The following is a 23,486-nucleotide window of genomic DNA, read 5'->3' as shown; positions in this document are numbered from 1 at the left end:
ACTGGTAGTGCGGATACCTGTCCCGCATAATTGCAGCGATTGAGAATACCCCATGCAATGCAGACCACCGGCCATAGGGTCGGCAAACTCTGGTCTGCCAAACAAGGATCAGCACGATGCAGATGTCCGAATCCGTTAATGTACTGGGCGAACCGCTCGAAACCTGTGGTAACGATCCGGTGACCGGTTTTTACCGGGACGGTTGTTGCAACACCGGGCCGGATGATCTCGGTTTTCACACGGTGTGTGCGGTGGTCACGGAAGATTTTCTGGCTTTCTCCCAGAACCAGGGCAACGATCTGAGCACACCCAGACCCGAATACGGCTTTCCGGGTCTCAAACCGGGCGATGCCTGGTGTCTGTGCGCGGCTCGCTGGCAGGAAGCGTTCGAGGCCGGCATGGCGCCCCGCGTCCGGCTGCGTTCGACCCATCAGGCAACGCTGGAAATGTGTGAGCTGGCGGATCTCAAGCGCCACGCGGTGGACTTGAGTTAATGCCAGCAGAGCCTGCCGCAACGCCCGTAAAAGCGCGATGGCGGCTGCTCCAGGAGCGCCTGCAACAGCGGGGCGAACGCCGCCTGGTGCTGGTCGAGGGTGAGCGCTCCCAAACCGTGGCCTGGGTCCGCCAGGTGTTGGCAGCGTTGCCCGAGCCGGCCGGCCTGTGGACTGGCCCGTCCGGGGAGTGTCCTGCCGCCCACCTGGTCACTGTACCGCCGCGCAGGGCGGATCAATGGCTGGGGCAAGAATTGTCTGTGGTGGTCTGGGATGGCTGGCAGGGGAATCCGCCGGATGGCATTGCAGCGCTGTCTGGAACCCTGCGCACCGGCGGTTTGTTTTTCTGGCTAATGCCTCCGCTTGAACACTGGCCTCACTTCGACGACCCCGACTATGCCCGGACCGGATTGGATGGGCGTCAGGCCCACCCGTTCGCCGCTCGTCTGGCCCGTATTCTCGCGGCGGATGCCTCGGTCCTGCGCATCAATCCGGAGCACGGCGATCAGGTACCGTTTCAGGACCTTCCTGAGCCCGAATCCCCGTTCACCGTGCAAACCACCCGGGAACAACAAGTCCTGGTGGATCGGCTGGTGCAGTGTGGACTCGGGCGTCGCCGCAGGCCTCTGGTGCTGACCGCCGACCGGGGACGCGGCAAATCCGCCGCCCTCGGGATGGCGGCGGCGGAACTTCTGCGGCAGGGGCGAACGCGGATTGTGATCTCGGCGCCCCTGGTCGATAACGTCTCTACCCTGTTCCGGCATGCCCGGGAAGCTCTGGGGTCTGAGTTGCTCCATGAATCGGATCATGAACTGACCACCCGGTCGGGGGGGCGTATGTGTTTCCTGCCGGTTCGGGAACTGCTGGCTCAACAACCCGAGGCCGGGGTGGTGATGGTGGACGAAGCCGCCGCCATTGCCGCTCCGCTTCTCAGGCAGGTCCTGTTGGGTTGGCCGAGAGTGATCTTCGCTTCAACTGTTCACGGGTACGAGGGTTCGGGCCGGGGATTTGCGATCCGCTTCCGGCAGGTTCTGGATCGGGAAACACCCCACTGGCAGCCGGTCTCGTTGACCGCTCCGGTCCGGTGGTCTGACCAGGACCCGCTGGAACCGCTGATCTCGGATTTGTTTTTACTGGCGGCCGACAGTGAACCGGCTGACGTTCAGGCCTCGGGTAAGCCATCGATTTTGGTCGAGTCCTGGTCGCCCGGCACCGCCGATGAGTCCGAGCTGGCAGAAGCTTTTGGCTTGCTGGTAAACGCCCATTACCGGACCACCCCCTCGGATCTTCGCCAGTGGATGGATGCGCCGGGTGTCGTCTGCTGGCGTGCTCGAAGGGGAGGGCACACCGTTGGCGTATTGTGGGCGGCGGTTGAAGGGGGACTCGATGCAGGGCTGGCAGAGCAGGTCACCCTCGGTACACGGCGTCCTCGTGGTCATATGCTGCCCCAGTCCCTGGCCAGTCACAGTGGGTTTCCGGAAGCCGCTTCCCAGTGCTGTCTTCGGGTGGTTCGGGTGGCCGTTTCGGAAGGGGTGCGACGCCTGGGTGTAGGCCAGCGACTGGTCGAGGTAGCCGCCGAGTATGCCGGAAATGCGCAGTTGGATTCCCTGGGTACCAGCTTTGGTGGCAGCCCGGATTTACTGGCGTTCTGGCAATCCTGTGGCCTCGATGTGGTTCGGGTGGGCCTGGGCCGGGAGGCGACCAGTGGAGAGTACCCGTTGCAGATGCTGCGGGGCGTTTCGCCGGCTGGCCAAGCGCTGCAGCAACGGCTGAAACAGCGATTGACGGAACACTGGCAAACCCTGGTGCCGCTGGCCTGGGTCGACATGGATGCCCGCTTGCTGGCCGCGTTGACCTGCAGTCTTCCGGCAGAGGTCAGGCTGTCCGGTGACGATCGACGTGATCTGGTGAGCTTTGCCCACGGTCACCGGGGCTTCCTGCTCACGTTACCGGTCCTTGGTAAACTCAACCAGGTTCCCGGCGTGATGGACTGGCTGCGTGAGCAGCCGGATTTACCGCTCTGGGTGGCGGCGGTGCTGCGCCAGCAACCCTGGGCGCACATGCAGGCCGATCGGCTTTGCACCGGGCAGCGGGATGGCGAGGACCGGTTACGTGCCCTGGTGCGCTGTCTGCTGGAACATCCGCCGGAGATGTGACCGGCTCGATTTAATTGTGCCGGCGCGCTGCGCAGAATAGAGCAAAAATTCCCCATCGAGACTGACTGTTATGGCCAAGGGATCCGGCTTGCCCCGTCACCTGTTGTTTGCTTCTGCGCTCACCTTTCCCCTTCTCGCCGGCTGCGCTTTCAATGACCAGCCCGCCAATCTGACTCAGGAAACCGCAACGGAATCGGCCACGCCCATGATACAGGCAGCCGCGGACGGGGATCTGGCGGAGGTTCAGAGGCTGACCGGGTCGGGCGCCTCCCTGAACACCCTGACGGAAGCCGGGTCTCCGCTGATGGCGGCAGTCGCATCCGGTCAGGACCAGGTGGCGCTGTACCTGCTGTCAGAGGGCGCAGCACCGGATCTGGCCACCGGTTCCGGGGAAACTCCTCTGATGGTAGCTGCCGGTCAGGGCAGTCGGCGGCTGGTCCAGTTGCTGTTGTCAGCGGGAGCGGACGTCAACGCAAAGGATGTGAATGGCTACACCCCGGTGATTCGTGCGGCGGAGGCCGGCAACCTGTCGGTGGTGAAGGTGTTGCTGGCTGCTGGTGCCAACGTCAATGTAAGCCAGGGTGGAGAGTCGCTGTTGATGAAAATCGTCAACAGTGGCGACATGCTCACCGCTGAGATGCTGTTGGCCGCTGGTGCAGACGTCAATTATGACAACGAAGACGGTCGCAGCGCACTGGACGTGGCCCGGGCCAACAACAATCGCGATCTGGAAATGCTGTTGATCCAGGCCGGAGCGGCACTCTGAGGCGCCAGCACTTCTCTTTCTCAGTCAAGGGGCATCGGGTCCTGCCCGTCGATCCGAGCGGGCTGGAAGTGGGCCTCGACCACCTCGGTGGGCACCTCATCCACCCGGCTGAATGACCAGGCCGGCGGCTGATGCGCTTCCATCAGTCGGGTGCGAATGCCCTCGGCCAGGTCGGGCCGGCGCACGCATTCGGCGGCCATGCCCAGCTCCATGTTCATGATGTCTTTCAGGGACAGTTGCTGGGCCTTTTGCAGCTGCGTCCACACCAGCCAGGCAGACACCGGGCAGCCTTCCCGGAGGGTACTCATGCAGGCATGCCACCATTCGCTGTCGATCTCCGCAGACAGCAACTGATCGACTACCTCCGGTAACGCATCCCCCGCACTCAGGCGAGCGATGTCTTTTTCATGCTGTGCCAAGTGGCTGGGGGGCAGGGAGTGGTAATCCGGCACGGAGGTCTGGTTGAGCAGCCGGAACAGGCGATTGTCGTCGGCGGCGGGTTCACCGGTCCAGCGTTGATCCTGCAGCTGGCCCAGCAGTGATGGTCTTTCCTCCGGCTCGATGGCCATATCCACCAGGCCGATGCGAATGGCGTCGGTGATGTTCAGACGGGCGCCGGTCAGTCCCATGAACAGCCCGATCCGTCCGGGCAGGCGGTTCAGGAACCAGCTGGCTCCGACATCCGGAAACAGGCCGATGGATATTTCCGGCATCGCCAGGGTGATATCCGGCGTCGCCAGTCGATAACGGCATGCGGACAGCAGCCCGAGGCCGGCCCCCATGGTGATGCCATGGGCGATGCCGACCACCGGTTTCGGAAAACGGTGCAGACTGAAGATCAGCCGGTATTCCAGTGCGAACTGCCGGATGGCCTGTTCTTTCGATCCGGCGGTGAGCGTTTCATGCAGGTCCCGCAGCTGGCCCCCGGCGCAAAAGCCCCGTTCGCCTCTACCCTGGAGCGCGACCAGATAAATCCGGTCATCGTCTGCCCATCGATCCAGCGTGCTCTGAAGCTCGGTCAGCATGTCTTCCGAAAGTGCATTTATTGTCTCGGGAGCATTCAGAGAGATCAGGCCAAGCCGACCTTCCATGCATTCGATTTCCTGTACCTCTACCGACATCAGGCAAGTCTCCGGGGTGTTAAAACAATCTGGGCCCGGGCGTGAACCGTACCATCTTTGGAATTTAAAGCGTGGTGAGTCGGCTCGGTGGTACACCCAAGGCTTTGATTTGACACATTTGGCTCAGTAAATAACTGTGCTATAAGTGCTAGACAGTTTACAGTCCGGCAGGTAAGGCTGGAATGCAAACACCACAAAAGGACGATGAGAGGGTAAAGACGATGAGAGTGAAACACTACGCCATGGTTGGACTTTTCGCACTCGGTACCGCCGTTTCCGGTGTGGCTTCGGCCGCTGATGTGGAGGCGGGCAAGGCGAAGGCTGCGGTTTGTGCTGCCTGCCACGGTCAGAACGGTATAGCCCAGATTCCCACCTACCCGAATCTGGCGGGCCAGAACGAGCAGTACCTGGTGTCTGCTCTCAAGGCCTACAAGAACAAGCAGCGCAGTGGTGGCCAGGCAGCTATCATGCAGGGCCAGGCCGCGGCTCTGAGCGATACGGATATTGCCAACCTGGCTGCGTACTACGCCAGTCTGCCGGCCGGCGGCAAGTAACCCGACTGCCATCGTTGACGGGCGGCTCAGGCCGGCCCGCCGACGATGCGATAGCAGGGCTTATAGCCCGTGGAGCCAGGTAGTTTCATCCGGTTCTGAGCGACAAACTGCTCCAGCATCGCCTCCAGCGGTTCAATCAGGGTTGGGTCTCCGGAGATCTCGAACGGCCCTTTCTCCTGAACCTGCCGAATTCCGTTTTCCTTCACATTCCCCGCCACAATGCCACTGAACGCCTTGCGCAGGTTGGCGGCGATCAGGTGCGGCGGCTGGTCCCGATGCAGTGGCAGTGCCAGCATACTCTCGTGGGTGGGTTCAAATGGCAGCTGGAAGACCGGATCGATCTCCAGCATCCAGTTGAAGTAATACGCGTCCTGCATGGCACGGCGGAAAGTGCCCACATCCTTCATACCCTGCTTCATGGTCTGGGCGACGCGTACCGGGTCGTCGATGATGATGTCGTACTTGGCTGCGGCCTCATCGCCCAGTGCGTTGCGGATGAACTTGTCGATCATCTCGAAATATTCGGCGTTTTCCTTCTGGCCGGTAAACACGACGGGGAAGGGCAGGTCCGCATTATTGGGATGCAGCAGAATGCCCAGCAGATAAAGGATTTCCTCCGCTGTGCCGACCCCGCCCGGGAATACGATCACGCCGTGTCCGCTGCGCACAAAGGCCTCCAGGCGCTTTTCGATATCCGGCATGATCACCAGTTCGTTGACGATCGGATTGGGGGCTTCTGCACCAATGATGCCCGGCTCGGTGATGCCGACGTAGCGACCGTTCTTGATGCGCTGCTTGGCATGGGCGATGGTGGCGCCCTTCATCGGGCCTTTCATGGCGCCGGGGCCGCAGCCGGTGATGATGCTCAGGCCGCGCAGTCCCAGCTGATGCCCGACTTCCTTGCTGTACTGGTACTCGTCATGACCGATGGAGTGTCCGCCCCAGCACACCACCAGGTCCGGCTGGCGTCCGGGTTCCAGTACCCGGGCATTGCGCAGGATGTGAAACACCAGGTTGGTAATGTCTTCCGGGTTATCACGGCGGAACCCGGATGCGGTTTCCGGTAGCGAGTGCAGGTAGACAATGTCCCGCAGCACCGAAAACAGGTGTTCACGGATGGCCCGCAGCATTTCGCCATCCACGAAGGCATGGGCGGGCGCGTTGATCAGTTCGAGCTTCAGCCCGCGGGGCTGGGGAACCAGCCGGACGTCGAAGTCGGCGTGGGACTCCATCAGGGCTTTGCAGTCGTCGGTTTCCACCCCGGTATTCAAAACGGCCAGGGCGCATTGCCGGAACAGTCGGTACAGGCCGCCCTCGCTGCGGTCCTTGAGGCGGTTCACTTCATGGCTGGAAAGTATTTCCAGGCTGCCCTCGGGGGACACGAGGGCATTAATAGTCGGTTCGCGCATGGACGTTGCTGCTCCTGGCAATGCTTATTGTCGCTGTTGTTATCACTGGCATATCGCCGAATTGATCAATATTTCGGCAATGCCTGATTTTGATGCCTGTTACTCTGAGGATACACTACGGCCTCTTTCAGTCATTAACCACTGTACATTCTGATTATGAAACTTCTTATTCGTCCGGCGTCGGAAGTCGCTATCAAAAGCAAACCCGTCCGTCGCCAGCAGATGCGCCAACTGCGCCAGAACATTCGCAAGCTACTTGTTCGTATCGATCAGGCCATTGTGGTGGACGGCAGCTGGGACCGGGTGACGGTCGATCTGCCCGAGGATCAGGGCCTGCTCGCTCCGGTGCTGGAGGCGCTGTTCCGTATCCCGGGAATCTCGACCATTCAGGAGATCGCGGCCTTCCCGTTCGTGGATATGGACGACGTTGGTGCCAAGGCGGTAGAGGCTTTCGCTGACCGGCTGGAGGGTAAAACGTTTGCCGTGCGCGCCCGTCGTCAGGGCGACCACTCGTTCCGTTCCATCGATCTGGAACGCTACGTGGGCGCGGCCCTGTTGAAGGCGTCCAACGCAAAAGGCGTTGACCTGAAAACGCCGGACGAAGAAGTGCGGATTGAAGTTCGGGATGACGAGTTCCACATTGCCCATCGCAAGCATCGGGGCATGGGTGGCTACCCTGTAGGCAGTGTCGAGACCGTGATGACCCTGATTTCCGGTGGTTACGACTCTTCCGTGGCGGCTTACCTGATGATGCGCCGGGGCCTGCGAAACCACTACTTGTTCTTCAACCTGGGCGGCACGGCCCATGAGGTGGGCGTTCGTCAGGTAGCACATTACCTGTGGGATCGTTATGGCGCTTCCCACAGCGTCAAATTTATCTCCGTGCCCTTCGATGGTGTGGTGGCGGAAATCATGCGCTCGGTGAACCATCGGCACTGGGGCGTGGTACTCAAGCGCCAGATGCTGAAAGCCGCGGCTCAGATTGCCAAGGAATACAATGTTGCCGGTCTGGTGACGGGTGATGCCGTGGCCCAGGTGTCCAGCCAGACCCTGACCAACCTGAACGTGGTGGACCGCGCCAGCGATGAGGTGGTGTTGCGCCCGCTGATTTCCATGGACAAAGAAAGCATCATTAACATTGCCAAGGACATCGGCACCGAGTCCTTCGCCCGTAACATGCCGGAGTACTGTGGTGTGATTTCCCAGAAGCCGGTGACGCGGGCCAAGCTGCACCGGATTGAAACCGATGAGGCTGAGATGGATCCCGCTGTTCTGCAAAAGGCGATTGATGACAGGGACGAAACCCCCATCGCCCGCCTGCTGGATTCGGTGACCACACCGGAAGAGGTGGAGCTGGTGCAGACGCCGTCCCTGGATGATGTGATCATTGATGTGCGCCACCCGTCCGAGGGCGAGCAGTCACCCCTGATGCTCACCAATAACCGGGTGATGCAGATTCCGTTCTACGAACTGAATGAGCAGGTGGCCGACCTGCCTGCGGACCAGCAGTACCTGCTGTACTGTGACCGGGGCACCATGAGCCGTATGCACGCCGGCCACCTGAAGGCCGACGGCTACGAAAACATCAAGGTGTACGCGCCGGCGTCCTGATGGACTAGCCGGCCATGCCTTTGAAGAATTGCTGGACGTTCTCGCTGAGGGCGTCCAGATCATACCCTCCTTCCTGAACCACCAGCGTGGGCAAGCCCAGATGATCGATATGGGTGCTCAGCCGACGGAAGCCTTCCGACGACACCGACACCTTGGCCTGCGGGTCGTTTTTGTACACATCAAAGCCCAGCGCCAGAATCAGGGCGTCTGGCTGGAACAGCCGGATCGCGGCCAGCGACTCCTCAAGCCTGGCAAAGAAATCGTCTTCCGATGAGCCATGGGGCATCGGCAGGTTGATGTTGTAGCCGAAGCCTTCGCCTTCACCCCGCTCGTTCTCGAAACCGGTGACCACCGGGTAGAAATTGGTGGTATCGCCGTGGATGGAGACGTACAGCACATCGCTGCGATCGTAGAAGATTTCCTGAATGCCCTGGCCATGATGCATGTCGGTATCCAGGATGGCGATGCGCGGGAAACGGGTTTTCAGGTGCTCGGCGGCAATCGCGCAGTTGTTCAGGTAGCAGAAACCGCCGGCGGCATCCCGGCGGGCGTGGTGGCCGGGCGGGCGGCAGACAGCGTAGGTATGGCGTTCGCCGGCGATCAGAGCGTCGGCAGCACCGAGGGCGGTCTGCGCAGACCAGTAAGCGGCTTTCCAGGTGTTCTCGCCAATCGGGCAGCTGCCGTCGGCCTGGTAGCGGGCCGCCTCTGCAAGAATGCCGGTCAGGTGGTTGGGCGAGCGCACGAAAATATTGGAAATGACCTCGTCACCCCAGTCGTCCATCTCCTTCCAGCGTCGGTGAGCGGATTCCAGGAATCGCAGGTAACCGAGGTCGTGGACTTTGGAGATCGGGCGGGCGCCTTGGTCGGATGGCTGCAGCACGGGAATGCCCATTTCCTTGAGACCTTCGAGCATGTGTCCGGTTCGGTCTGGCACTTCCTGTGGCTGACGCATCTGGCCACGGGTTAAGTAGGTCTTGGGGATGTGCTGATCCTGTGCAGGATGAAAAAACGCTTTCATAAATCCGACCTCCTTGGTTTTCTGTCTCCGAGTATAGGCCCGGACGCCCGGGTATCAAAAGCCCCGGTGATGACTTTACAGCCCCTGATTCAGCATCCACTATGGAAGACACTTGGAATCAACGCAACTGCATCCCCCACAGGGATTCAGTCAGTTACGGAGGAGAATGCGAGATGATCGAGTCACCACTGCTGGAAAAGCTGACAGGCTATATCGGTGGTCAATGGATCGAGGATGCACCGGGGGATACCTTCGATGTCTACAATCCGGCGACCGGGGACGTCATTGCACAGGTGGCCTCTCTGTCTGAAGCCAACGTGCAGGCCGCTGTCGAGGCTGGCAAGTCGGCTCTCAGGCTGACCGAGCCCTACAGCATCGACACCCGAAAGAAGTGGCTGGAAGACATCCGTGATGCGTTGAAAGCCAATAAAGAGGAAGTCGGCCGGATTCTCTGCATGGAACATGGCAAACCCCTGCAGGAAGCCCAGGGCGAGGTGGATTACGCTGCCGGCTTTTTCGATTACTGCGCCAAGCACGTGCAGGCGCTGGACGCCCATGAGCTGCCCGACAAGGCGCGGGGCTGTTCCTGGACCGTGCACTATCGTCCCATTGGCGTGGCCGGTCTGATTACCCCCTGGAACTTTCCGATTGGCATGATCGCCAAGAAACTCTCGGCGGCGTTGGCGGCCGGGTGTCCGTCAGTCATCAAGCCCGCCAGTGAAACCCCGCTGACAATGATCGCCCTGTTCTCCCTGCTGGATAAGCATGTGGACCTGCCCGAGGGTATGGTCAACCTGGTGATGGGTAAGGCCAGCGTGATCGGCAAGGTGCTGTGTGAGAGCCCAGACGTACCGATGCTGAGCTTCACCGGTTCCACCGAAGTGGGGCGCAAGCTGATTCTGGATACCGCTGAACAGGTCAAGAAGCTCGCTCTGGAGCTGGGTGGCAACGCGCCGTTTATCGTCTTCGATGATGCCGACCTGGACGCCGCGGCGGACAACCTGATCGCCAACAAATTCCGGGGTGGTGGCCAGACCTGCGTGTGTGCCAACCGGATTTTCGTGCATGAAGCCGTAGCCGACGCTTTCGGCGAGAAACTGGCCGAGCGCGTGGCAAAGATGACCGTGGGTAATGGCATCAACGGCGATGTGGATATAGGCCCGCTCATTAACAAGGCCGGGTTCGATAAGGTCAAACGTCACCTGGAGGACGCGCTGGATAAGGGTGCCGATCTGGTGGCCGGCAAGTCACCGCAGGATCTGGGGGATGGTCTGTTCTTTCCACCGACGGTGGTGACCGGCGTGACCCGGGACATGTGCTGCTATCGGGAAGAAACCTTTGGCCCGCTGGTGCCCATGGCCCTGTTCAGGACAGAAGAGGAAGTGATTGACGCGGGCAACGATACCGAATTCGGGCTGGCGTCCTACGTGTTCACCAATGATGCCAAGCGGGCCCAGCGGGTCGCGGCGGGTCTGCGCTTTGGCCACTGTGGCTGGAACACCGGCACCGGCCCGACCCCGGAAGCGCCGTTTGGCGGCATGAAGGCCTCGGGCATTGGTCGCGAAGGCGGTCTGGAAGGCCTGTTCGAGTTTGTTGAGGCGCAGACCGTCCCACGGGGATTCTGATTCGTCTGGCAAACGCCCCGTCCGCCGCTCACTGGCCGGGCGGGGCAATCAAAAGCGTTGTGCGGGAATAAAGCTACCAAAGCCTTTCGCCTTGCCCAGCTCCGGCACGATTTCCTCGTTATCCACCGCCATCTGTCCGTTCACCAGAACGTACTTCACGATGCCGGGGTTCCGGTTCACCAGCCGCTTCAGTCCGAAGTTCTCCATCTCTGCCCAATGCACGGCTTCGAGGTTCTGATCGAATCCGTCCGGATCGATGACCACCACATCGGCCCGGTCCCCTTCGCGAATCGTACCCGCATCGACATTAAACCAGTTGGCCTGATCGCCAGTGAGCCGGTGCACCGCCTGCTCCATGGTCATGATGGGGTTGCCTTCGTCGATGGCTTCCTTGGCCAGTTTGAGCATCCGAAGCGGCAGGTTGTAGAACGCCATGTTGCGGATGTGGGCGCCGGCATCGCTGAAGGTGATCAGTGATCTCGGATCCCTGACCAGTTTCTTGAGCACGTCTTTGCGGTGATTGCCCACGGTGGTGTACCAGCGGATGGCCTTGCCGTGCTCCACCACCAGGTCCAGGAACAGGTCCACCACATGAATGCCCCGCTCGCGGGCCACTTCGTCGAAGTTTTTGCCAATCAGGGACTGGTCCGGGCAGTCAATGATCATGGCGTCGCCGAAGTCCCGCTGCCAGACCCGGGGGCTGAGTTTCTCGCCGTAGAATTTACGGAACTGTCGGCGATAGGACTCGTCCTGCAACAGCTCGTTGCGCTCCATCTCGTCTTTCAGATCCAGGGCCATTTCGCCGGCGCCGAATTCCTCGAAGAACACCACGTCGATGCCGTCGGCGTAGACGGTGAACGGGGTAGGCAGCACCTGCCAGCGGAAATCCCCCCGCAGCAGGTTGGTGACTTTGGAGGTGAGTTTGGTGAGGAAATTCAGGTAACCACTGCCCTTGAGATCCATCTGACTGATCAGGGTGGTCTTCAGCGGATTGCGCAGCCATCCCAGGCACTCGCGGATGTATTGGGTAATCTGCAGGGGGGTGGCGGCATTGGGTGCACCCTGATGCACCCGCCCGTAACGGCGCACCAGCTTGTTCAGACGGGAAACTTCCTTCCAATGGGCGTATGTGCTGGGCAGGCTCTTGGACCATTCCCGGTCTCCGTCCACCTTGTCCCACTTCAGGCACATGGTGGATAGCCCAAGAAAACCCGCTTCCAGGGCTTCTTCCAGCAAGCCTTCCATGTGCAGCATTTCGGGCTCGGTGGGCTGCTCATAAAGATCTGTGGCCCGGCTCAGGCCCATCACCCCGACACGCAGGTCACTGTGGCCCAGCAGGCTGATCACGTTGGGGCCCAGAGGTAGCTGGCGAACATACTCCACCCACTCCCTGGGGGTAGACCAACATTTATTGTCCCGCAGGATGGGCAACACCCGTTCCCGGGGCACGGTTTCCACCCGGGTGAAAATGTCCGAGGCGTCCTCGTAGTCCGAACACACCATGCTCAGGGAACAACTGCCCACCAGCACAGTGGTCACTCCGTGACGGATGGACTCCGACAGGCTGGGGCTCACCAGCATCTCGGCATCGTAGTGGGTGTGGGTGTCCAGGAAGCCTGGCGTGATCCATTTTCCAGTGGCATCAATGATTCGATCAGCCAGGTCTTCGGGAATCGGATCGCTGCTGACCCGGGCAATCCGGCCATCACGGATGGCCACGTTGCGGATCGAAGAGGGAGCACCGGTACCGTCGAAATAGCGGCCGCCGGTGACGATGAAGTCGTAATGCGCCATGGTCCCAGCCCTTGTCGGGTTGTTGTTTTTGTCGTTATTGCCTTTGGTTTTATGTCACAGCATAGGACACGTTTGTTCTATGATGGCACGGTTTGAGCCAGCGTGTTCGGTGTTTTTCAGGCCAGCCCTGAAATGGCTTTCGGTGGCCTGTTATACTTCGCTGTCCGAAGTTCACCAGCCGCAGGTCTTATTTCAGCTATGGATGTCTCCCACATTATCGATCCCCTCAACGACGCCCAGCGCGAGGCCGTTACCGCCCAGAACGATCACCTGCTGGTGCTGGCCGGAGCGGGCAGCGGCAAGACACGGGTGCTGGTGCACCGGATTGCCTGGTTGATGACGGTGGATCGGGTGCCGCCCACTGGCATCCTGGCGGTGACCTTTACCAACAAGGCCGCCAAGGAAATGCGTTACCGCATTGAGCAGATGATGAACATTCCTGCCCGCGGCCTGTGGTTCGGTACCTTCCATGGCATAGCCCACCGTCTGCTGCGTTCGCACTGGCAGGACGCAGGCCTGCCGGAGAATTTCCAGGTGCTGGACAGCGACGATCAGCTTCGGCTGGTTAAGCGGGTGATGCGGGAGAACCAGATCGACGAGACTCGCTGGCCACCCAAGCAGGCCCAATGGTTCATCAACAGCCAGAAGGACGAGGGGCTGCGGGCCGATCACATCCAGGAAAATCCGGGTGACCACTTCACTTCCACCATGGTGAAGATCTACCGCCAGTACGAAAAACTCTGCCAGCAGGGCGGGCTGGTGGATTTTGGCGAACTGTTACTGCGCTCCCACGAACTCTGGCTGCACCGGCCCGAACTGCTGGCCCACTACCAGAAGCGGTTTCAGCACATTCTGGTGGACGAGTTCCAGGACACCAACACCATCCAGTACGCCTGGCTTCAGGTACTGGCGAGCAACCGGGTCCCGCTCACCGTGGTCGGGGACGATGACCAGTCCATCTACGGCTGGCGTGGCGCCAAGGTGGAGAACATCCAGCAGTATCAGCAGGACTTCCCCAACGCCCGGCTGGTGCGACTGGAACAGAACTATCGCTCCACCAAGACCATCCTGAAAGCAGCCAACACGGTGATTGCCAACAACCAGGGTCGTCTGGGCAAGGAGCTGTGGACCGACGGAGTGGACGGCGAGCCCATCAGCCTGTACGCCGCGTTCAACGAACAGGACGAAGCCAACTACATTGCTGACAGCATTTCCGCCTGGGTACAGGAAGGCAACCTGCGCAGCGAGACCGCCATTCTCTATCGCTCCAATGCCCAGTCCCGGGTGTTGGAAGAAGCGCTGATGCGTCAGGGCATTCCTTACCGGGTATATGGAGGGTTGCGGTTCTACGACCGTCAGGAAATCCGTAACGCGCTGGCCTATCTGCGTCTGGTTCAGTACCGGCGGGACGATGCCGCCTTTGAGCGGGTGGTGAATGTGCCGCCTCGGGGTATCGGCGCCAAGAGCCTGGCGGACCTGCGGGAATACGCCACCGAACAGGGTGTTTCCCTGTGGGAAGCCGCCGAACGCCTGCTGGAAGCCGGGCAGGTGAAGGGCCGGGCGAAAACCGGTTTGCAGACCTTCTTGGCCATCATCGAAGGCCTTTCAGGCATGGCCGACAACGCCACCTTGCAGGGCTTGATGAAGCAGACTATCGAAGACAGCGGACTGAAGGATTACCACGCGAGTGAGAAAGGCGAAAAAGGCCAGGCCCGGGTGGAGAACCTGGAAGAACTGGTCAACGCACTGTCGGATTTTGAGGTGGAGGACGGCGTGGACCCGCTCTCCGAATTTATTGCCCAGGCCGCTCTGGATGCCGGCGAGGCGCAGGCGAGTGAGCATGAAGACAGTGTCCAGCTGATGACCTTGCACTCGGCCAAAGGGCTGGAGTTCCCCATGGTGTTTCTGGCCGGTGTGGAAGAGGGACTTTTCCCCCACAGCATGTCCCTTGAGGAACCGGGGCGGATGGAAGAGGAGCGCCGTCTGGCCTACGTGGGTATCACCCGTGCCATGAAAAAGCTGGTGCTCACTTACGCCGAATCCCGTCGTTTATACGGGCAGGAGAAGTTTCACGCGTTGTCCCGCTTTGTTCGGGAGATACCCGGCGATTGCCTGCAGGAAGTCCGCCTGCGTAACACGGTGACCCGTCCGGCCATGGTAGAGCGTCCCAACGAGGGATTGTTCAGTCAGGATGCCGCTCAACAGGTTGGCTTCAGCCTGGGGCAGCGGGTTCGCCATCCGAAGTTTGGTGAAGGTATCGTGCTCAACTGTGAAGGCAGTGGTGCCCATGCGCGGGTGCAGGTGAACTTTGATGATGGCGCCAAGTGGTTGGTGCTGGCTTACGCGCCGTTGGAGGCATGCTGATTTATTTTTCTTGGTGATATCGGGAAGCACAGGATGGGGGGTAAGGATTAACAAACGCCTCAAGACGTCCTGTGCGGCTTGGGCTCCGCCATCCATGGCTCCGCACATTGTTAATCCTTACCCCCCGTCCTGCGTCAGGCATCTACTCGTAGCCCGTGAGGTCTTAAAGACCAACTCAGGAGTTTGATGGGGATTGGGAATAACTTTCCAAAACTGTGCGGAGCCATGGATGGCGGAGCTCAAGCGTCACAGGGATGTGCTCGAGCGGGTTTTGGAAAGTTATTCCCAAGCCCCGCTGCTCCAGTGTTAAGGAACCGACGGATTACATCAAAACCGCGTAAATAACCCCAGCCAGAACAATCCGGTAGATCACATAGGGCCACATACCCACAGTATTCAGCCACTTCAGGAAGAAGTGGATAGCGGTAATGGCCATCAGGAAGGACGTAACGCCGCCAATCAGAAAGCCATTCCAGTCCACCACCACATCCGACGTGGCGACCTCCAGCAATTTGACGGACGATGCCAGCACAATGATGGGAATGGCCAGCAGGAAGGAAAACCGGGAGGCGGTTTCACGGGACATGCCCAGGAACAGCCCGGCGGTGATGGTAACGCCGGAACGAGAGGTGCCGGGCACCAGTGCCATCGCCTGAGCGATACCCACCAGCAGAGCATCTTTCCAGTTCAGGGTGTCCAGGGTTCGCTGGCGTTTGGGCAGCAGGTCGGCGATGCCCAGCAGGATCCCGAAGACCAGAGTGGTGGTAAAAATCACTTCCACCGCTCGCAGAGTACTGTCGACCAGATCCAGCAAAGCCAGCCCAGCCAGGCCTGCCGGAATGGTGCCGATCACCAGATACAGGGCCAAAGCACCCTGACCAACCACCTTGCGCCGGCCCATGGAAATGAGTCCGTCCCGGGCAATGCCAAACACATCCTCGCGAAAGTAGAACACCACAGCCAGCAGGGTGCCCAGGTGAACGGACAGGTCAAAGCCCACGCCCTGGTCGGTCCAGCCGAAAAACGCCGGGGTCAGTATCAGGTGAGCCGAGCTGGAAATGGGGAGAAACTCGGTAAGCCCCTGCAGGAGACCAAGAAAGAAGGCCTGGAAGAAGTCCATGTGGTGTATCCGTTGTCGAACTGGCGTGGAGAATCAGCAGGCTGCGATAGTAGCAGGGTGGGGGTGGGGTGAACAGATCGGGTGACTGGCCCCGGCCACCCGATCTCAGAAACGAACCACCAACCCCGCGCCCGCCTCAACCTGCAGGTAGCCGCTGCTGGCAAACCGAAGTTCGCATCCGCCGGAGCAGAATACCGAGCTTGCCGAATTCAGGGCGGTGTACACCCCTCGAAGATCCAGCCTCAGGCGCAGTGCTTCGGTCAGAAAGAACTGATAGCCGCCCCCGATAGACAGCGCCAGACGGTGGTCGGTCTCAAATCGTGAATCCTCCGGTTCCAGCCGTGTCATTCCCAGCACACCGGATACGAAGCCGCCATGGTTTTGACCGCCGGGAAAATAAAGGCCACCGAACTGGAGCTGGTAAATCGTCAGGTCGATGGCGTCCATGCCTGGGGCGAAAAGGCCGTCGTCCAGCCGTGCCGAGGTGCTTTGTCGGCCGAAGTACAGCTCTCCCTGTTTGCCCGGTTCCTCAAGATCGAAATTGAGCACCAAACCGTGGCTGACGGAATCCCGAAAGTCGATCTGGTCCCTGGTGCTGGCACCGGCCGTCTCAACATCCACGGAGCTGCTGATGCGATACCCGGCAAAAGGTGACAGGCCAATGTCAGCCATCACCGGTGGCGCGGTTAAGAGCAGAGCGAACAGGATGGCCGTGCGACTTCGGAGGTTCATACACGTTTTCCGGGGCTGGGTGGTGGTTGGCACGATTCCGTGCAACGATGGAAACCTTGCATATTACTCTTTTCTTGCCAATGGTTTGCAGTAACCGCCGAAGTATTTTCCCGGGGCCGGACCGTGGCCATCGAAAGGATAACAGAGAACAATAATGACCAACCTGCTGACACGTTCCCCTCTACTGGTAATTGTGCTGGCTCAGCTGTTCGGTACCTCGCTCTGGTTCAGTATAAACGGGGTATGGCTGTCTTTTTCCCGGGATCTCGGATTCGGGGAAACCGAGCTTGGCTGGATGACTCTGGCCGTGCAGGCGGGCTTCATCAGCGGAACCCTGGCGCTGGCCATTACGGGTCTGGCAGACCGGTTCGGTGCCAGCCGGATCTTCGCCCTGGCCAGTTTGCTGGGCGCCCTGGTGAATGCCGGATTCATCCTGGTCGCTGATTTCTTGCCGGCCTCGTTATTGCTTCGTTTTCTCACCGGTCTGTGCCTGGCGGGGATTTACCCGCTGGGGATGAAAATGGTCATTGCCTGGACCCCCAAATACGCCGGTGCGGCCCTGGCCTGGCTGGTAGGTATGCTCACGCTGGGCACGGCGCTGCCCCACCTGATGAGAGGGGCGACGCTGGGGATGCCCTGGCAGTGGCCATTGCTGGGTGCCTCAATGCTGGCGCTGGTGGGTGGGCTGCTCATCTGGCTGTTGGGGGATGGGCCCCACCTGCCCAAGCGTGCTGGCTCGATGATGCTAACTCAGGGGTTGGCGGCCCTGCGTGTAACCCGCTTCCGGGCGGTGGCCGGAGGCTACATTGGCCACATGTGGGAGCTGTATGCGTTCTGGATGCTGGTGCCGTTACTGGTGGGGCGGGAGCTTGAACGTCTTGGCCACTCTGATCAGATCATTCCCTGGCTGGCTTTCGCGATTATTGCCACGGGCAGCATCGGTTGTGTGCTCGGTGGCTTCCTGAGCCGGCGCCTGGGTAGCGCCTGGGTGGCCCGGCGGGCGTTAACCACCTCGGGCCTGGTCTGCCTGGGTTACCCGCTGTTGTCCGGTGCCCCATCCCTCATCTTATTGGTGCTTCTGTTTGTCTGGGGGCTGGCGGTGATCGCCGATTCGCCACAGTTTTCAGCGCTGGCGGCGGCCAATGCACCACCGGAGCTGGTGGGTTCGTCGTTGTCGGTGATGAATGCGGTGGGTTTCGGCGTGACGTTGCCAGCCATCTGGCTGACCAGCTCGCTGTGGGCGGAGCAAAGTGTCTGGGTGGTGGCCTGGCTGCTGCCCGGCCCGGTGCTCGGATTAATGGCGTTCCGCAAACTTGGGCCAGATGCCCCGCCGGCGTAGGTTTCCTAGAGGGCGGGTTCAGTGAGATCCGATGTCTTGCTCGGGACTTCGCGAATCCGTCCCTGCTCATCAATGGCGACATAAACAAACAGGCCTTCGGTCACTTTTCTTGCCTGCTGGTCGTTGCGGTCGAGGGTCCAGACTTCCACGTTGATCTTCATGGAGCTGCGCCCGATCTCGACCAGATCGCAGTAAAGGCTTACCTGAGAGCCCACCCGAAGTGGTGACAGGAACTCCATGCGATCCATGGCCACGTTGGCATTGCGGCCCCGGGATACCCGGCCGGCAACGGTGGCGGCGGCGATGTCCATCTGCTTTACCAGCCAGCCGGCAAACACATCCCCGTTAGGATTGGTGTCCGATGGAAGAGGGACGATCTGGAGCGTCAGTTCGCCTCTGGGTGTGGGCTTGTCATCATCAAATGCCATCATGGGGCTCGCCTTGTACTGCATTTAGAGTTGTTTTCAACGCATGGTAGCGATGTTTGGGGCGGCTGCAAGCAGATTAAAGTCTCAAATTTGTTTTTTTCATTTGCTGTAACAAACCTGTCACAGACCCTCCGTAATCTGGCCCTATCGAAAAACAGACAGAAACTGGGTTTTCCACACTGAACTGGAGGTTCAACGTGAACACACTGAAAAAAGCATTCGCCACCTTTGCCCTGGCTGGCTCTGTTGCCGGAGTCTCTGCGCCGGCCATGGCCCGCGATACCATCAGCATCGTGGGTTCCTCCACTGTTTACCCGTTCGCCACGGTGGTTGCTGAACGGTTTGGTACCAAGACCGATTTCCGGACTCCGAAGCTGGAATCCACCGGTTCCGGTGGTGGCATGAAGCTGTTCTGTCAGGGTATCGGTACCCAGCATCCGGACATCACCAATGCCTCTCGCCGGATGAAGGCCTCTGAATTTGATCTGTGCCAGAAGAACGGCGTAGCCGACATTACCGAGTTCCGTATTGGTTCCGACGGCATTGTGATTGCCAGCTCCAAAGAAGCAGAAAACCTTGAGCTCACCCTGGAACAGTTGTTTCTGGCCCTGGGTGCCAAGGTCCCGGTGAACGGCGAATGGGTGGTTAACCCAAACAAGAACTGGAGTGACGTTGATGCCAGCCTGCCCAACAAGCCGATTCGTGTCATGGGCCCGCCCCCGACTTCCGGCACACGTGACTCCTTCAATGAGTTGGCGCTTGCTGCTGGCTGTGACGCTCTGCCGGAAGCCAAGGATCTGAACGAAGACCAGCACAAGACGATCTGCGAGAGTGTTCGTGAAGACGGCGCCTTCATTGAAGCCGGTGAAAACGACAACCTGATCGTGCAGAAGCTGATCGGTGATACCGGCATGTACGGCGTGTTCGGTTACAGCTTCCTGGAAGAGAACGTGGACCGTCTGCAGGCGGCCACGCTCAATGGCATGATCCCGACGGCCGAGGCCATCGCTAGCGATGATTACCCGGTCGCCCGCTCCCTGTTCTTCTATGTGAAGAAAGCCCATGTGGGCGTCATTCCAGGCATGCAGGACTTTGTCTCCGAATTCACCAGCAACGCAGCAATGGGGCGCAATGGTTACCTGAAAGATGTTGGCCTGATTGTGCCGCCCCGTGATCAGTTGATGAATCTGATGGATAAGGCAGAAACTATGCCGAATCTGACCAAGGAAGAGTTGATGTAATTACCGGCTCTACCGGTCAATCCGAGGGGTGCGGGCCAGTCAAACGGCCCGTGCCCTTTCGCTTATTTAAAACCATCCCATTAAAGCCTTATCTGGGATGGGAATTGAACACACAGAAGGTTTAGACAGGAAATTTCATGCAACCGGCAAACCTGCTCTTACTGACCGTCGTGCTGGCCTTTGTTGCCTATGGCTTTGGCTATGCGAGGTCACGAACACTGGCCACGCCTCTAGGCGGTATACGCCACCTCAAGTCCTTGCCGTTTTATTACGGTGCGCGGGCATCCCTGTGGTGTGCGATCCCCGCGTTGGTTGTACTGGCGCTCTGGGCGGCCTTTCAGGGCAAAGTGATTCAGACCTTGGTGCTTGGCTCATTGCCTGCAGAACTGGCGCCAGGTAGCGCCGGGGAAGCCAGCCTGTTGCTGAGCAAAATCAGCAACGTAGCCAGCGGGGCATTGCCGGCGGGATTTGTAGAGGCGCCCATTGCTGAAGCCGCCGATCGGCTGGAAGCGCTGCGTGAACAGAGCCGGATGTTGATGACCGCGTTGGTGGTGTCGGTTGCCGTGCTGGCGGGTTTCCTCGGGTGGCTGAAAATCCGACCGAAGTTGAACGCTCGGGTTCAGGTGGAATCGATTCTCAAATGGCTGTTCTTTTCCTGTGCCGCACTGGCCATCCTGACCACGGTTGGCATTATTTTCTCGGTCGCGTTCGAAACCTTCCGTTTCTTCGGTAAGGTGCCGTTCACCGAATTTTTCTTCGGCAGTCAGTGGAGCCCGCAAACGGCGCTGAGGGCTGACCAGGTTGCCGCCGAAGGGGTTTTCGGCATGATTCCCTTGTTCACCGGCACCCTGCTGATTTCTGCCATCGCCATGACCGTGGCGGTGCCGGTGGGCCTGATGTCGGCAATCTACCTGTCTGAATACGCGGGTAAGCGGGTGCGCGGGATCGTGAAACCCCTGCTGGAAATGCTCGCCGGTATTCCCACCGTGGTATACGGCTTCTTCGCCGCGCTTACCGTTGCGCCGTTTATCAGCGATCTGGCGGCGTCCATCGGTATTGAGGCGTCTTCCCAGAGTGCGCTGGCGGCCGGTGCAGTAATGGGCATCATGATCATTCCGTTTGTGTCGTCCCTGTCTGACGATGTGATCAACGCCGTGCCCCAGTCCTTGCGGGATGGCTCTTTGGCGCTGGGGGCTACCCAGTCTGAAACCATGAAGAAGGTAATCTTCCCGGCTGCGCTGCCCGGCATCATGGGGGGGATTTTGCTGGCGGTATCCCGGGCCATTGGTGAAACCATGATTGTGGTAATGGCTGCTGGCCTGGCGGCCAACCTGACGGCCAACCCTCTGGAAACCGTAACCACGGTGACGGTGCAGATTGTCACCCTGCTGACCGGTGACCAGGAGTTCGACAGTGCCAAGACACTCGCAGCCTTTGCCCTGGGCGCGATGCTCTTCATTGCGACCCTGCTGCTCAACGTAATCGCCCTGAAAATTGTTCGTAAATATCGGGAACAGTATGACTGATCAACACTCACAGGCGGAACTCGTCCGCCAGTCACTGAAGGCGCGTTATCGCAAGGAACGTCGCTTCCGTGCTTACGGAATTATTGCCATCGCCATTGCACTGGCCGCCCTGGTAACCCTGTTCGCCGATATCATCGGCAAGGGCTACACCGGTTTCCAGAAAACCACGGTTACCCTGAACGTGGATCTGGATGGAGAGATCATGTACCTGGACGACGCCACGGATAAACGCCAGCTTAAAATGGCGGATTTCGTGGAGCCCCTGGTTCTGGCCCTGATGAAGGAAATTCCAGATGCGACCGAAGAGGATCGGGATGCCATCAAGGACCTGATCAATCCCTACGCGTCTGTGACTCTGCGAGAGGCGCTGGAAGCCAATCCAGGCTGGCTCGGAACCACCCGGATCATGACCTTCCTCACCCATACCGATGTGGACGTTTACGTGAAGCACGCCGGTGACGAAGGCTACTCCATCAAGCTCAATGATCAGCAAAAGGCCTGGGTGGATGAGCTTGAGAGCCGTGGCATTGTGGATACCTCGTTCAACGATGTGTTCTTCAGCGGCGGTGATTCCCGAGATCCCTCCAAAGCGGGCATCCTCGGCGCGGTGGTTGGCTCCCTGCTGACCATGTTCGTGACCCTGGCACTGTCATTCCCCATTGGCGTGGCAGCCGCGATCTACCTGGAAGAGTTTGCGCCCCAGAACAAGTTCACTGATTTTATTGAGGTGAACATCAACAACCTGGCGGCGGTTCCGTCGATCATCTTCGGTCTGCTGGGTCTGGCGGTGTTTATCAACCTGTTTGGTATGCCACGGTCGGTGCCGGTGGTGGGTGGCCTGGTACTCACACTGATGACGCTTCCGACGATCATTATTTCCAGCCGGGCGGCCATCAAGAGTGTGCCGCCATCAATCCGGGAAGCGGCCGAGGGCATGGGTGCCTCCAAAATGCAGGTTGTCCTGCACCATGTGTTGCCGCTGGCGATGCCCGGCATGCTCACCGGTTCCATCATTGGCATGGCGCAGGCTCTTGGGGAAACCGCGCCGTTGCTGCTGATTGGTATGGTGGCCTTCATCGTGGATGTCCCGAACGGTTTCTTCGATTCCGCCACCGTGTTGCCCGTGCAGGTTTTTCTGTGGGCAGGCAGCCCGGAACTGGCCTTTATTGAACGAGCTTCAGCCGCCATTATGGTGTTGCTGGCTTTCCTGATTAGTATGAACGCATTAGCCATCTGGCTGCGCAAACGTCTCGAGCGCCGGTGGTAAGGAGAAGTCCCATGACAAATATGAATCAAACTGTTGCCCGTGAAACAGCCGATCAGGCCACGCCGGTAGTTGCAGTGGAAGCAAGCAAGCCGGCCCATGGCTCTGTCGAGGAAGGCAAAACGGTTGGTAAGCCGTTCAGCGACAAAGCCAAGTTCAAGCTTCGCGATGTCGAGGTGTTCTATGGCGAAAACCGGGCGATTAAGAACATCAGCCTGGATATCGCCCGCAACGAGGTTATCGCCTTTATTGGTCCATCTGGTTGCGGTAAGTCCACTTTCCTGCGCTGCCTGAACCGGATGAATGACAGCATTGACAGCTGTCGCGTCACCGGCTCCCTGATGCTGGATGATATCGACATCTATGACCCAAAGCGGGATGTGGTTGAACTGCGCGCCCGTGTGGGCATGGTGTTCCAGAAGCCAAACCCATTCCCCAAGTCGATCTATGAGAACGTGGCCTACGGCCCGCGTATCCACGGCCTGGCGAACCGCAAGGCGGACCTGGACGAGATCGTTGAGAACAGCCTGCGCAAGGCGGGCCTGTGGGACGAGGTGAAGGATCGCCTGGATGCCACCGCCACCGGCATGTCGGGTGGTCAGCAGCAGCGTCTGTGCATTGCCCGTGCGATTGCCGTCAGCCCCGAGGTGGTGCTGATGGACGAACCCTGTTCGGCATTGGACCCGATCGCCACTGCCAAGGTGGAAGAGCTGATCGCAGAGCTGTCGGAAAGCTACACCATCGTGATCGTTACCCACTCCATGCAGCAGGCCGCGCGGGTATCCCACCGCACTGCCTATTTCCATCTGGGTAATCTGGTGGAAGTGAATGAGACAAGTAAGGTCTTTACCTCGCCCGAGCACGAATTGACTGAATCCTACATCACCGGCCGCTTCGGTTGATGTCTGGGCAAAGCATTATTGGAGA

At 59.6% G+C, this 23,486-nt stretch carries 19 protein-coding genes; 12 read left to right on the top strand and 7 right to left on the bottom strand.

All coding sequences use genetic code 11. The annotated features are described in order from the left end of the window. Positions 1–116: 116 nt before the first annotated feature. From QVZ43_RS05540 to QVZ43_RS05530, 3 genes are all read left to right on the top strand, one after another. Positions 117–494: a DUF2237 family protein gene (locus QVZ43_RS05540; protein ID WP_302909172.1), complete on the top strand. Its 378-nt coding sequence runs from the start codon at positions 117–119 to the stop codon at positions 492–494. Next, positions 494–2,647 (top strand): tRNA(Met) cytidine acetyltransferase TmcA, encoded by a 2,154-nt coding sequence (locus tag QVZ43_RS05535; protein WP_302909171.1) that lies wholly within the window; start codon positions 494–496, stop codon positions 2,645–2,647. The genes QVZ43_RS05540 and QVZ43_RS05535 overlap by 1 nt, the downstream gene beginning before the upstream one ends. 70 nt (positions 2,648–2,717) lie before the next feature. Further along, entirely contained in the window at positions 2,718–3,413 is a 696-nt protein-coding gene (locus QVZ43_RS05530) for an ankyrin repeat domain-containing protein (RefSeq protein WP_302909170.1), read from the top strand. Positions 3,414–3,433: 20 nt separating this feature from the next. On the opposite strand, the gene QVZ43_RS05525 is transcribed toward QVZ43_RS05530, so the two are convergent. Further along, a complete protein-coding gene (locus tag QVZ43_RS05525; protein WP_302909169.1) occupies positions 3,434–4,534 on the bottom strand; it encodes an enoyl-CoA hydratase/isomerase family protein in 1,101 nt (366 codons plus the stop codon). Positions 4,535–4,755: 221 nt separating this feature from the next. Between QVZ43_RS05525 and QVZ43_RS05520 the strand changes: the two genes are divergently transcribed. Then, positions 4,756–5,088 carry a c-type cytochrome gene (locus QVZ43_RS05520; RefSeq protein ID WP_302909649.1) on the top strand — a complete coding sequence of 111 codons (333 nt, stop codon included), beginning with the start codon at positions 4,756–4,758 and terminating at the stop codon, positions 5,086–5,088. A gap of 26 nt (positions 5,089–5,114) precedes the next feature. On the opposite strand, the gene ppnN is transcribed toward QVZ43_RS05520, so the two are convergent. Beyond that, positions 5,115–6,497, bottom strand: a complete 1,383-nt coding sequence (ppnN, locus tag QVZ43_RS05515) for a nucleotide 5'-monophosphate nucleosidase PpnN (RefSeq protein WP_302909168.1) — start codon at positions 6,495–6,497, stop codon at positions 5,115–5,117. A 156-nt stretch (positions 6,498–6,653) separates the two neighbouring features. Here ppnN and thiI point away from each other — a divergent pair, with 156 nt between their 5' ends. Continuing rightward, positions 6,654–8,108 (top strand): tRNA uracil 4-sulfurtransferase ThiI, encoded by a 1,455-nt coding sequence (gene thiI / locus QVZ43_RS05510; RefSeq protein ID WP_302909167.1) that lies wholly within the window; start codon positions 6,654–6,656, stop codon positions 8,106–8,108. A gap of 4 nt (positions 8,109–8,112) precedes the next feature. Here the strand turns inward: thiI and QVZ43_RS05505 are convergent, their stop codons facing one another. Further along, positions 8,113–9,126, bottom strand: coding sequence for a histone deacetylase family protein (locus QVZ43_RS05505; protein WP_223794809.1), 1,014 nt, complete (start codon positions 9,124–9,126; stop codon positions 8,113–8,115). Between the two features lie 173 nt (positions 9,127–9,299). Between QVZ43_RS05505 and QVZ43_RS05500 the strand changes: the two genes are divergently transcribed. Next, the gene (locus tag QVZ43_RS05500; RefSeq protein WP_302909166.1) at positions 9,300–10,751 is read left to right on the top strand and encodes an NAD-dependent succinate-semialdehyde dehydrogenase; all 1,452 of its coding nucleotides are present in this window, start codon (positions 9,300–9,302) and stop codon (positions 10,749–10,751) included. 48 nt (positions 10,752–10,799) lie between these two features. On the opposite strand, the gene QVZ43_RS05495 is transcribed toward QVZ43_RS05500, so the two are convergent. After that, positions 10,800–12,545: an N-acyl-D-amino-acid deacylase family protein gene (locus tag QVZ43_RS05495; protein ID WP_302909165.1), complete on the bottom strand. Its 1,746-nt coding sequence runs from the start codon at positions 12,543–12,545 to the stop codon at positions 10,800–10,802. 198 nt (positions 12,546–12,743) lie between these two features. Here QVZ43_RS05495 and uvrD point away from each other — a divergent pair, with 198 nt between their 5' ends. Beyond that, the gene (gene uvrD / locus QVZ43_RS05490; protein WP_302909164.1) at positions 12,744–14,909 is read left to right on the top strand and encodes a DNA helicase II; all 2,166 of its coding nucleotides are present in this window, start codon (positions 12,744–12,746) and stop codon (positions 14,907–14,909) included. A 322-nt stretch (positions 14,910–15,231) separates the two neighbouring features. Here the strand turns inward: uvrD and QVZ43_RS05485 are convergent, their stop codons facing one another. After that, the gene (locus QVZ43_RS05485; RefSeq protein WP_302909163.1) at positions 15,232–16,029 is read right to left on the bottom strand and encodes an undecaprenyl-diphosphate phosphatase; all 798 of its coding nucleotides are present in this window, start codon (positions 16,027–16,029) and stop codon (positions 15,232–15,234) included. Positions 16,030–16,134: 105 nt separating this feature from the next. Next, complete coding sequence (locus tag QVZ43_RS05480) at positions 16,135–16,761, bottom strand: hypothetical protein (protein ID WP_302909162.1); 627 nt, start codon at positions 16,759–16,761, stop codon at positions 16,135–16,137. A gap of 154 nt (positions 16,762–16,915) precedes the next feature. Here QVZ43_RS05480 and QVZ43_RS05475 point away from each other — a divergent pair, with 154 nt between their 5' ends. Next, positions 16,916–18,100, top strand: a complete 1,185-nt coding sequence (locus tag QVZ43_RS05475; RefSeq protein WP_302909161.1) for an MFS transporter — start codon at positions 16,916–16,918, stop codon at positions 18,098–18,100. Positions 18,101–18,105: 5 nt separating this feature from the next. Here the strand turns inward: QVZ43_RS05475 and QVZ43_RS05470 are convergent, their stop codons facing one another. After that, complete coding sequence (locus QVZ43_RS05470) at positions 18,106–18,531, bottom strand: acyl-CoA thioesterase (protein WP_223794802.1); 426 nt, start codon at positions 18,529–18,531, stop codon at positions 18,106–18,108. Positions 18,532–18,725: 194 nt separating this feature from the next. Between QVZ43_RS05470 and QVZ43_RS05465 the strand changes: the two genes are divergently transcribed. From QVZ43_RS05465 to pstB, 4 genes are all read left to right on the top strand, one after another. Continuing rightward, positions 18,726–19,769, top strand: coding sequence for a substrate-binding domain-containing protein (locus tag QVZ43_RS05465; protein ID WP_302909160.1), 1,044 nt, complete (start codon positions 18,726–18,728; stop codon positions 19,767–19,769). A 137-nt stretch (positions 19,770–19,906) separates the two neighbouring features. Further along, on the top strand, positions 19,907–21,295 hold the full coding sequence (gene pstC / locus QVZ43_RS05460; protein ID WP_302909159.1) for a phosphate ABC transporter permease subunit PstC: 1,389 nt from the start codon (positions 19,907–19,909) through the stop codon (positions 21,293–21,295). Then, positions 21,288–22,562, top strand: a complete 1,275-nt coding sequence (gene pstA, locus QVZ43_RS05455) for a phosphate ABC transporter permease PstA (RefSeq protein ID WP_302909158.1) — start codon at positions 21,288–21,290, stop codon at positions 22,560–22,562. The genes pstC and pstA overlap by 8 nt, the downstream gene beginning before the upstream one ends. 11 nt (positions 22,563–22,573) lie before the next feature. Next, positions 22,574–23,461: a phosphate ABC transporter ATP-binding protein PstB gene (pstB, locus tag QVZ43_RS05450; RefSeq protein ID WP_302909157.1), complete on the top strand. Its 888-nt coding sequence runs from the start codon at positions 22,574–22,576 to the stop codon at positions 23,459–23,461. The last annotated feature ends 25 nt before the right edge of the window (positions 23,462–23,486 follow it).

This window comes from Marinobacter suaedae (assembly GCF_030519635.1).
Lineage (GTDB): Bacteria > Pseudomonadota > Gammaproteobacteria > Pseudomonadales > Oleiphilaceae > Marinobacter > Marinobacter suaedae.
This window is presented reverse-complemented; position numbering and strand designations above follow the sequence as displayed.

Bases quoted from the DNA above. Each gene is read 5' to 3' on its own strand.
- QVZ43_RS05480 (WP_302909162.1), bottom strand. From the start codon at position 16,761: ATGAACCTCCGAAGTCGCACGGCCATCCTGTTCGCTCTGCTCTTAACC.
- QVZ43_RS05525 (WP_302909169.1), bottom strand. From the start codon at position 4,534: ATGTCGGTAGAGGTACAGGAAATCGAATGCATGGAAGGTCGGCTTGGC.
- QVZ43_RS05485 (WP_302909163.1), bottom strand. From the start codon at position 16,029: ATGGACTTCTTCCAGGCCTTCTTTCTTGGTCTCCTGCAGGGGCTTACC.
- pstA (WP_302909158.1), top strand. From the start codon at position 21,288: ATGACTGATCAACACTCACAGGCGGAACTCGTCCGCCAGTCACTGAAG.
- pstB (WP_302909157.1), top strand. From the start codon at position 22,574: ATGACAAATATGAATCAAACTGTTGCCCGTGAAACAGCCGATCAGGCC.
- QVZ43_RS05475 (WP_302909161.1), top strand. From the start codon at position 16,916: ATGACCAACCTGCTGACACGTTCCCCTCTACTGGTAATTGTGCTGGCT.
- QVZ43_RS05500 (WP_302909166.1), top strand. From the start codon at position 9,300: ATGATCGAGTCACCACTGCTGGAAAAGCTGACAGGCTATATCGGTGGT.
- QVZ43_RS05535 (WP_302909171.1), top strand. From the start codon at position 494: ATGCCAGCAGAGCCTGCCGCAACGCCCGTAAAAGCGCGATGGCGGCTG.
- thiI (WP_302909167.1), top strand. From the start codon at position 6,654: ATGAAACTTCTTATTCGTCCGGCGTCGGAAGTCGCTATCAAAAGCAAA.
- QVZ43_RS05540 (WP_302909172.1), top strand. From the start codon at position 117: ATGCAGATGTCCGAATCCGTTAATGTACTGGGCGAACCGCTCGAAACC.
- pstC (WP_302909159.1), top strand. From the start codon at position 19,907: ATGCAACCGGCAAACCTGCTCTTACTGACCGTCGTGCTGGCCTTTGTT.
- QVZ43_RS05520 (WP_302909649.1), top strand. From the start codon at position 4,756: ATGAGAGTGAAACACTACGCCATGGTTGGACTTTTCGCACTCGGTACC.
- QVZ43_RS05470 (WP_223794802.1), bottom strand. From the start codon at position 18,531: ATGATGGCATTTGATGATGACAAGCCCACACCCAGAGGCGAACTGACG.
- QVZ43_RS05495 (WP_302909165.1), bottom strand. From the start codon at position 12,545: ATGGCGCATTACGACTTCATCGTCACCGGCGGCCGCTATTTCGACGGT.
- QVZ43_RS05530 (WP_302909170.1), top strand. From the start codon at position 2,718: ATGGCCAAGGGATCCGGCTTGCCCCGTCACCTGTTGTTTGCTTCTGCG.
- ppnN (WP_302909168.1), bottom strand. From the start codon at position 6,497: ATGCGCGAACCGACTATTAATGCCCTCGTGTCCCCCGAGGGCAGCCTG.
- QVZ43_RS05505 (WP_223794809.1), bottom strand. From the start codon at position 9,126: ATGAAAGCGTTTTTTCATCCTGCACAGGATCAGCACATCCCCAAGACC.
- uvrD (WP_302909164.1), top strand. From the start codon at position 12,744: ATGGATGTCTCCCACATTATCGATCCCCTCAACGACGCCCAGCGCGAG.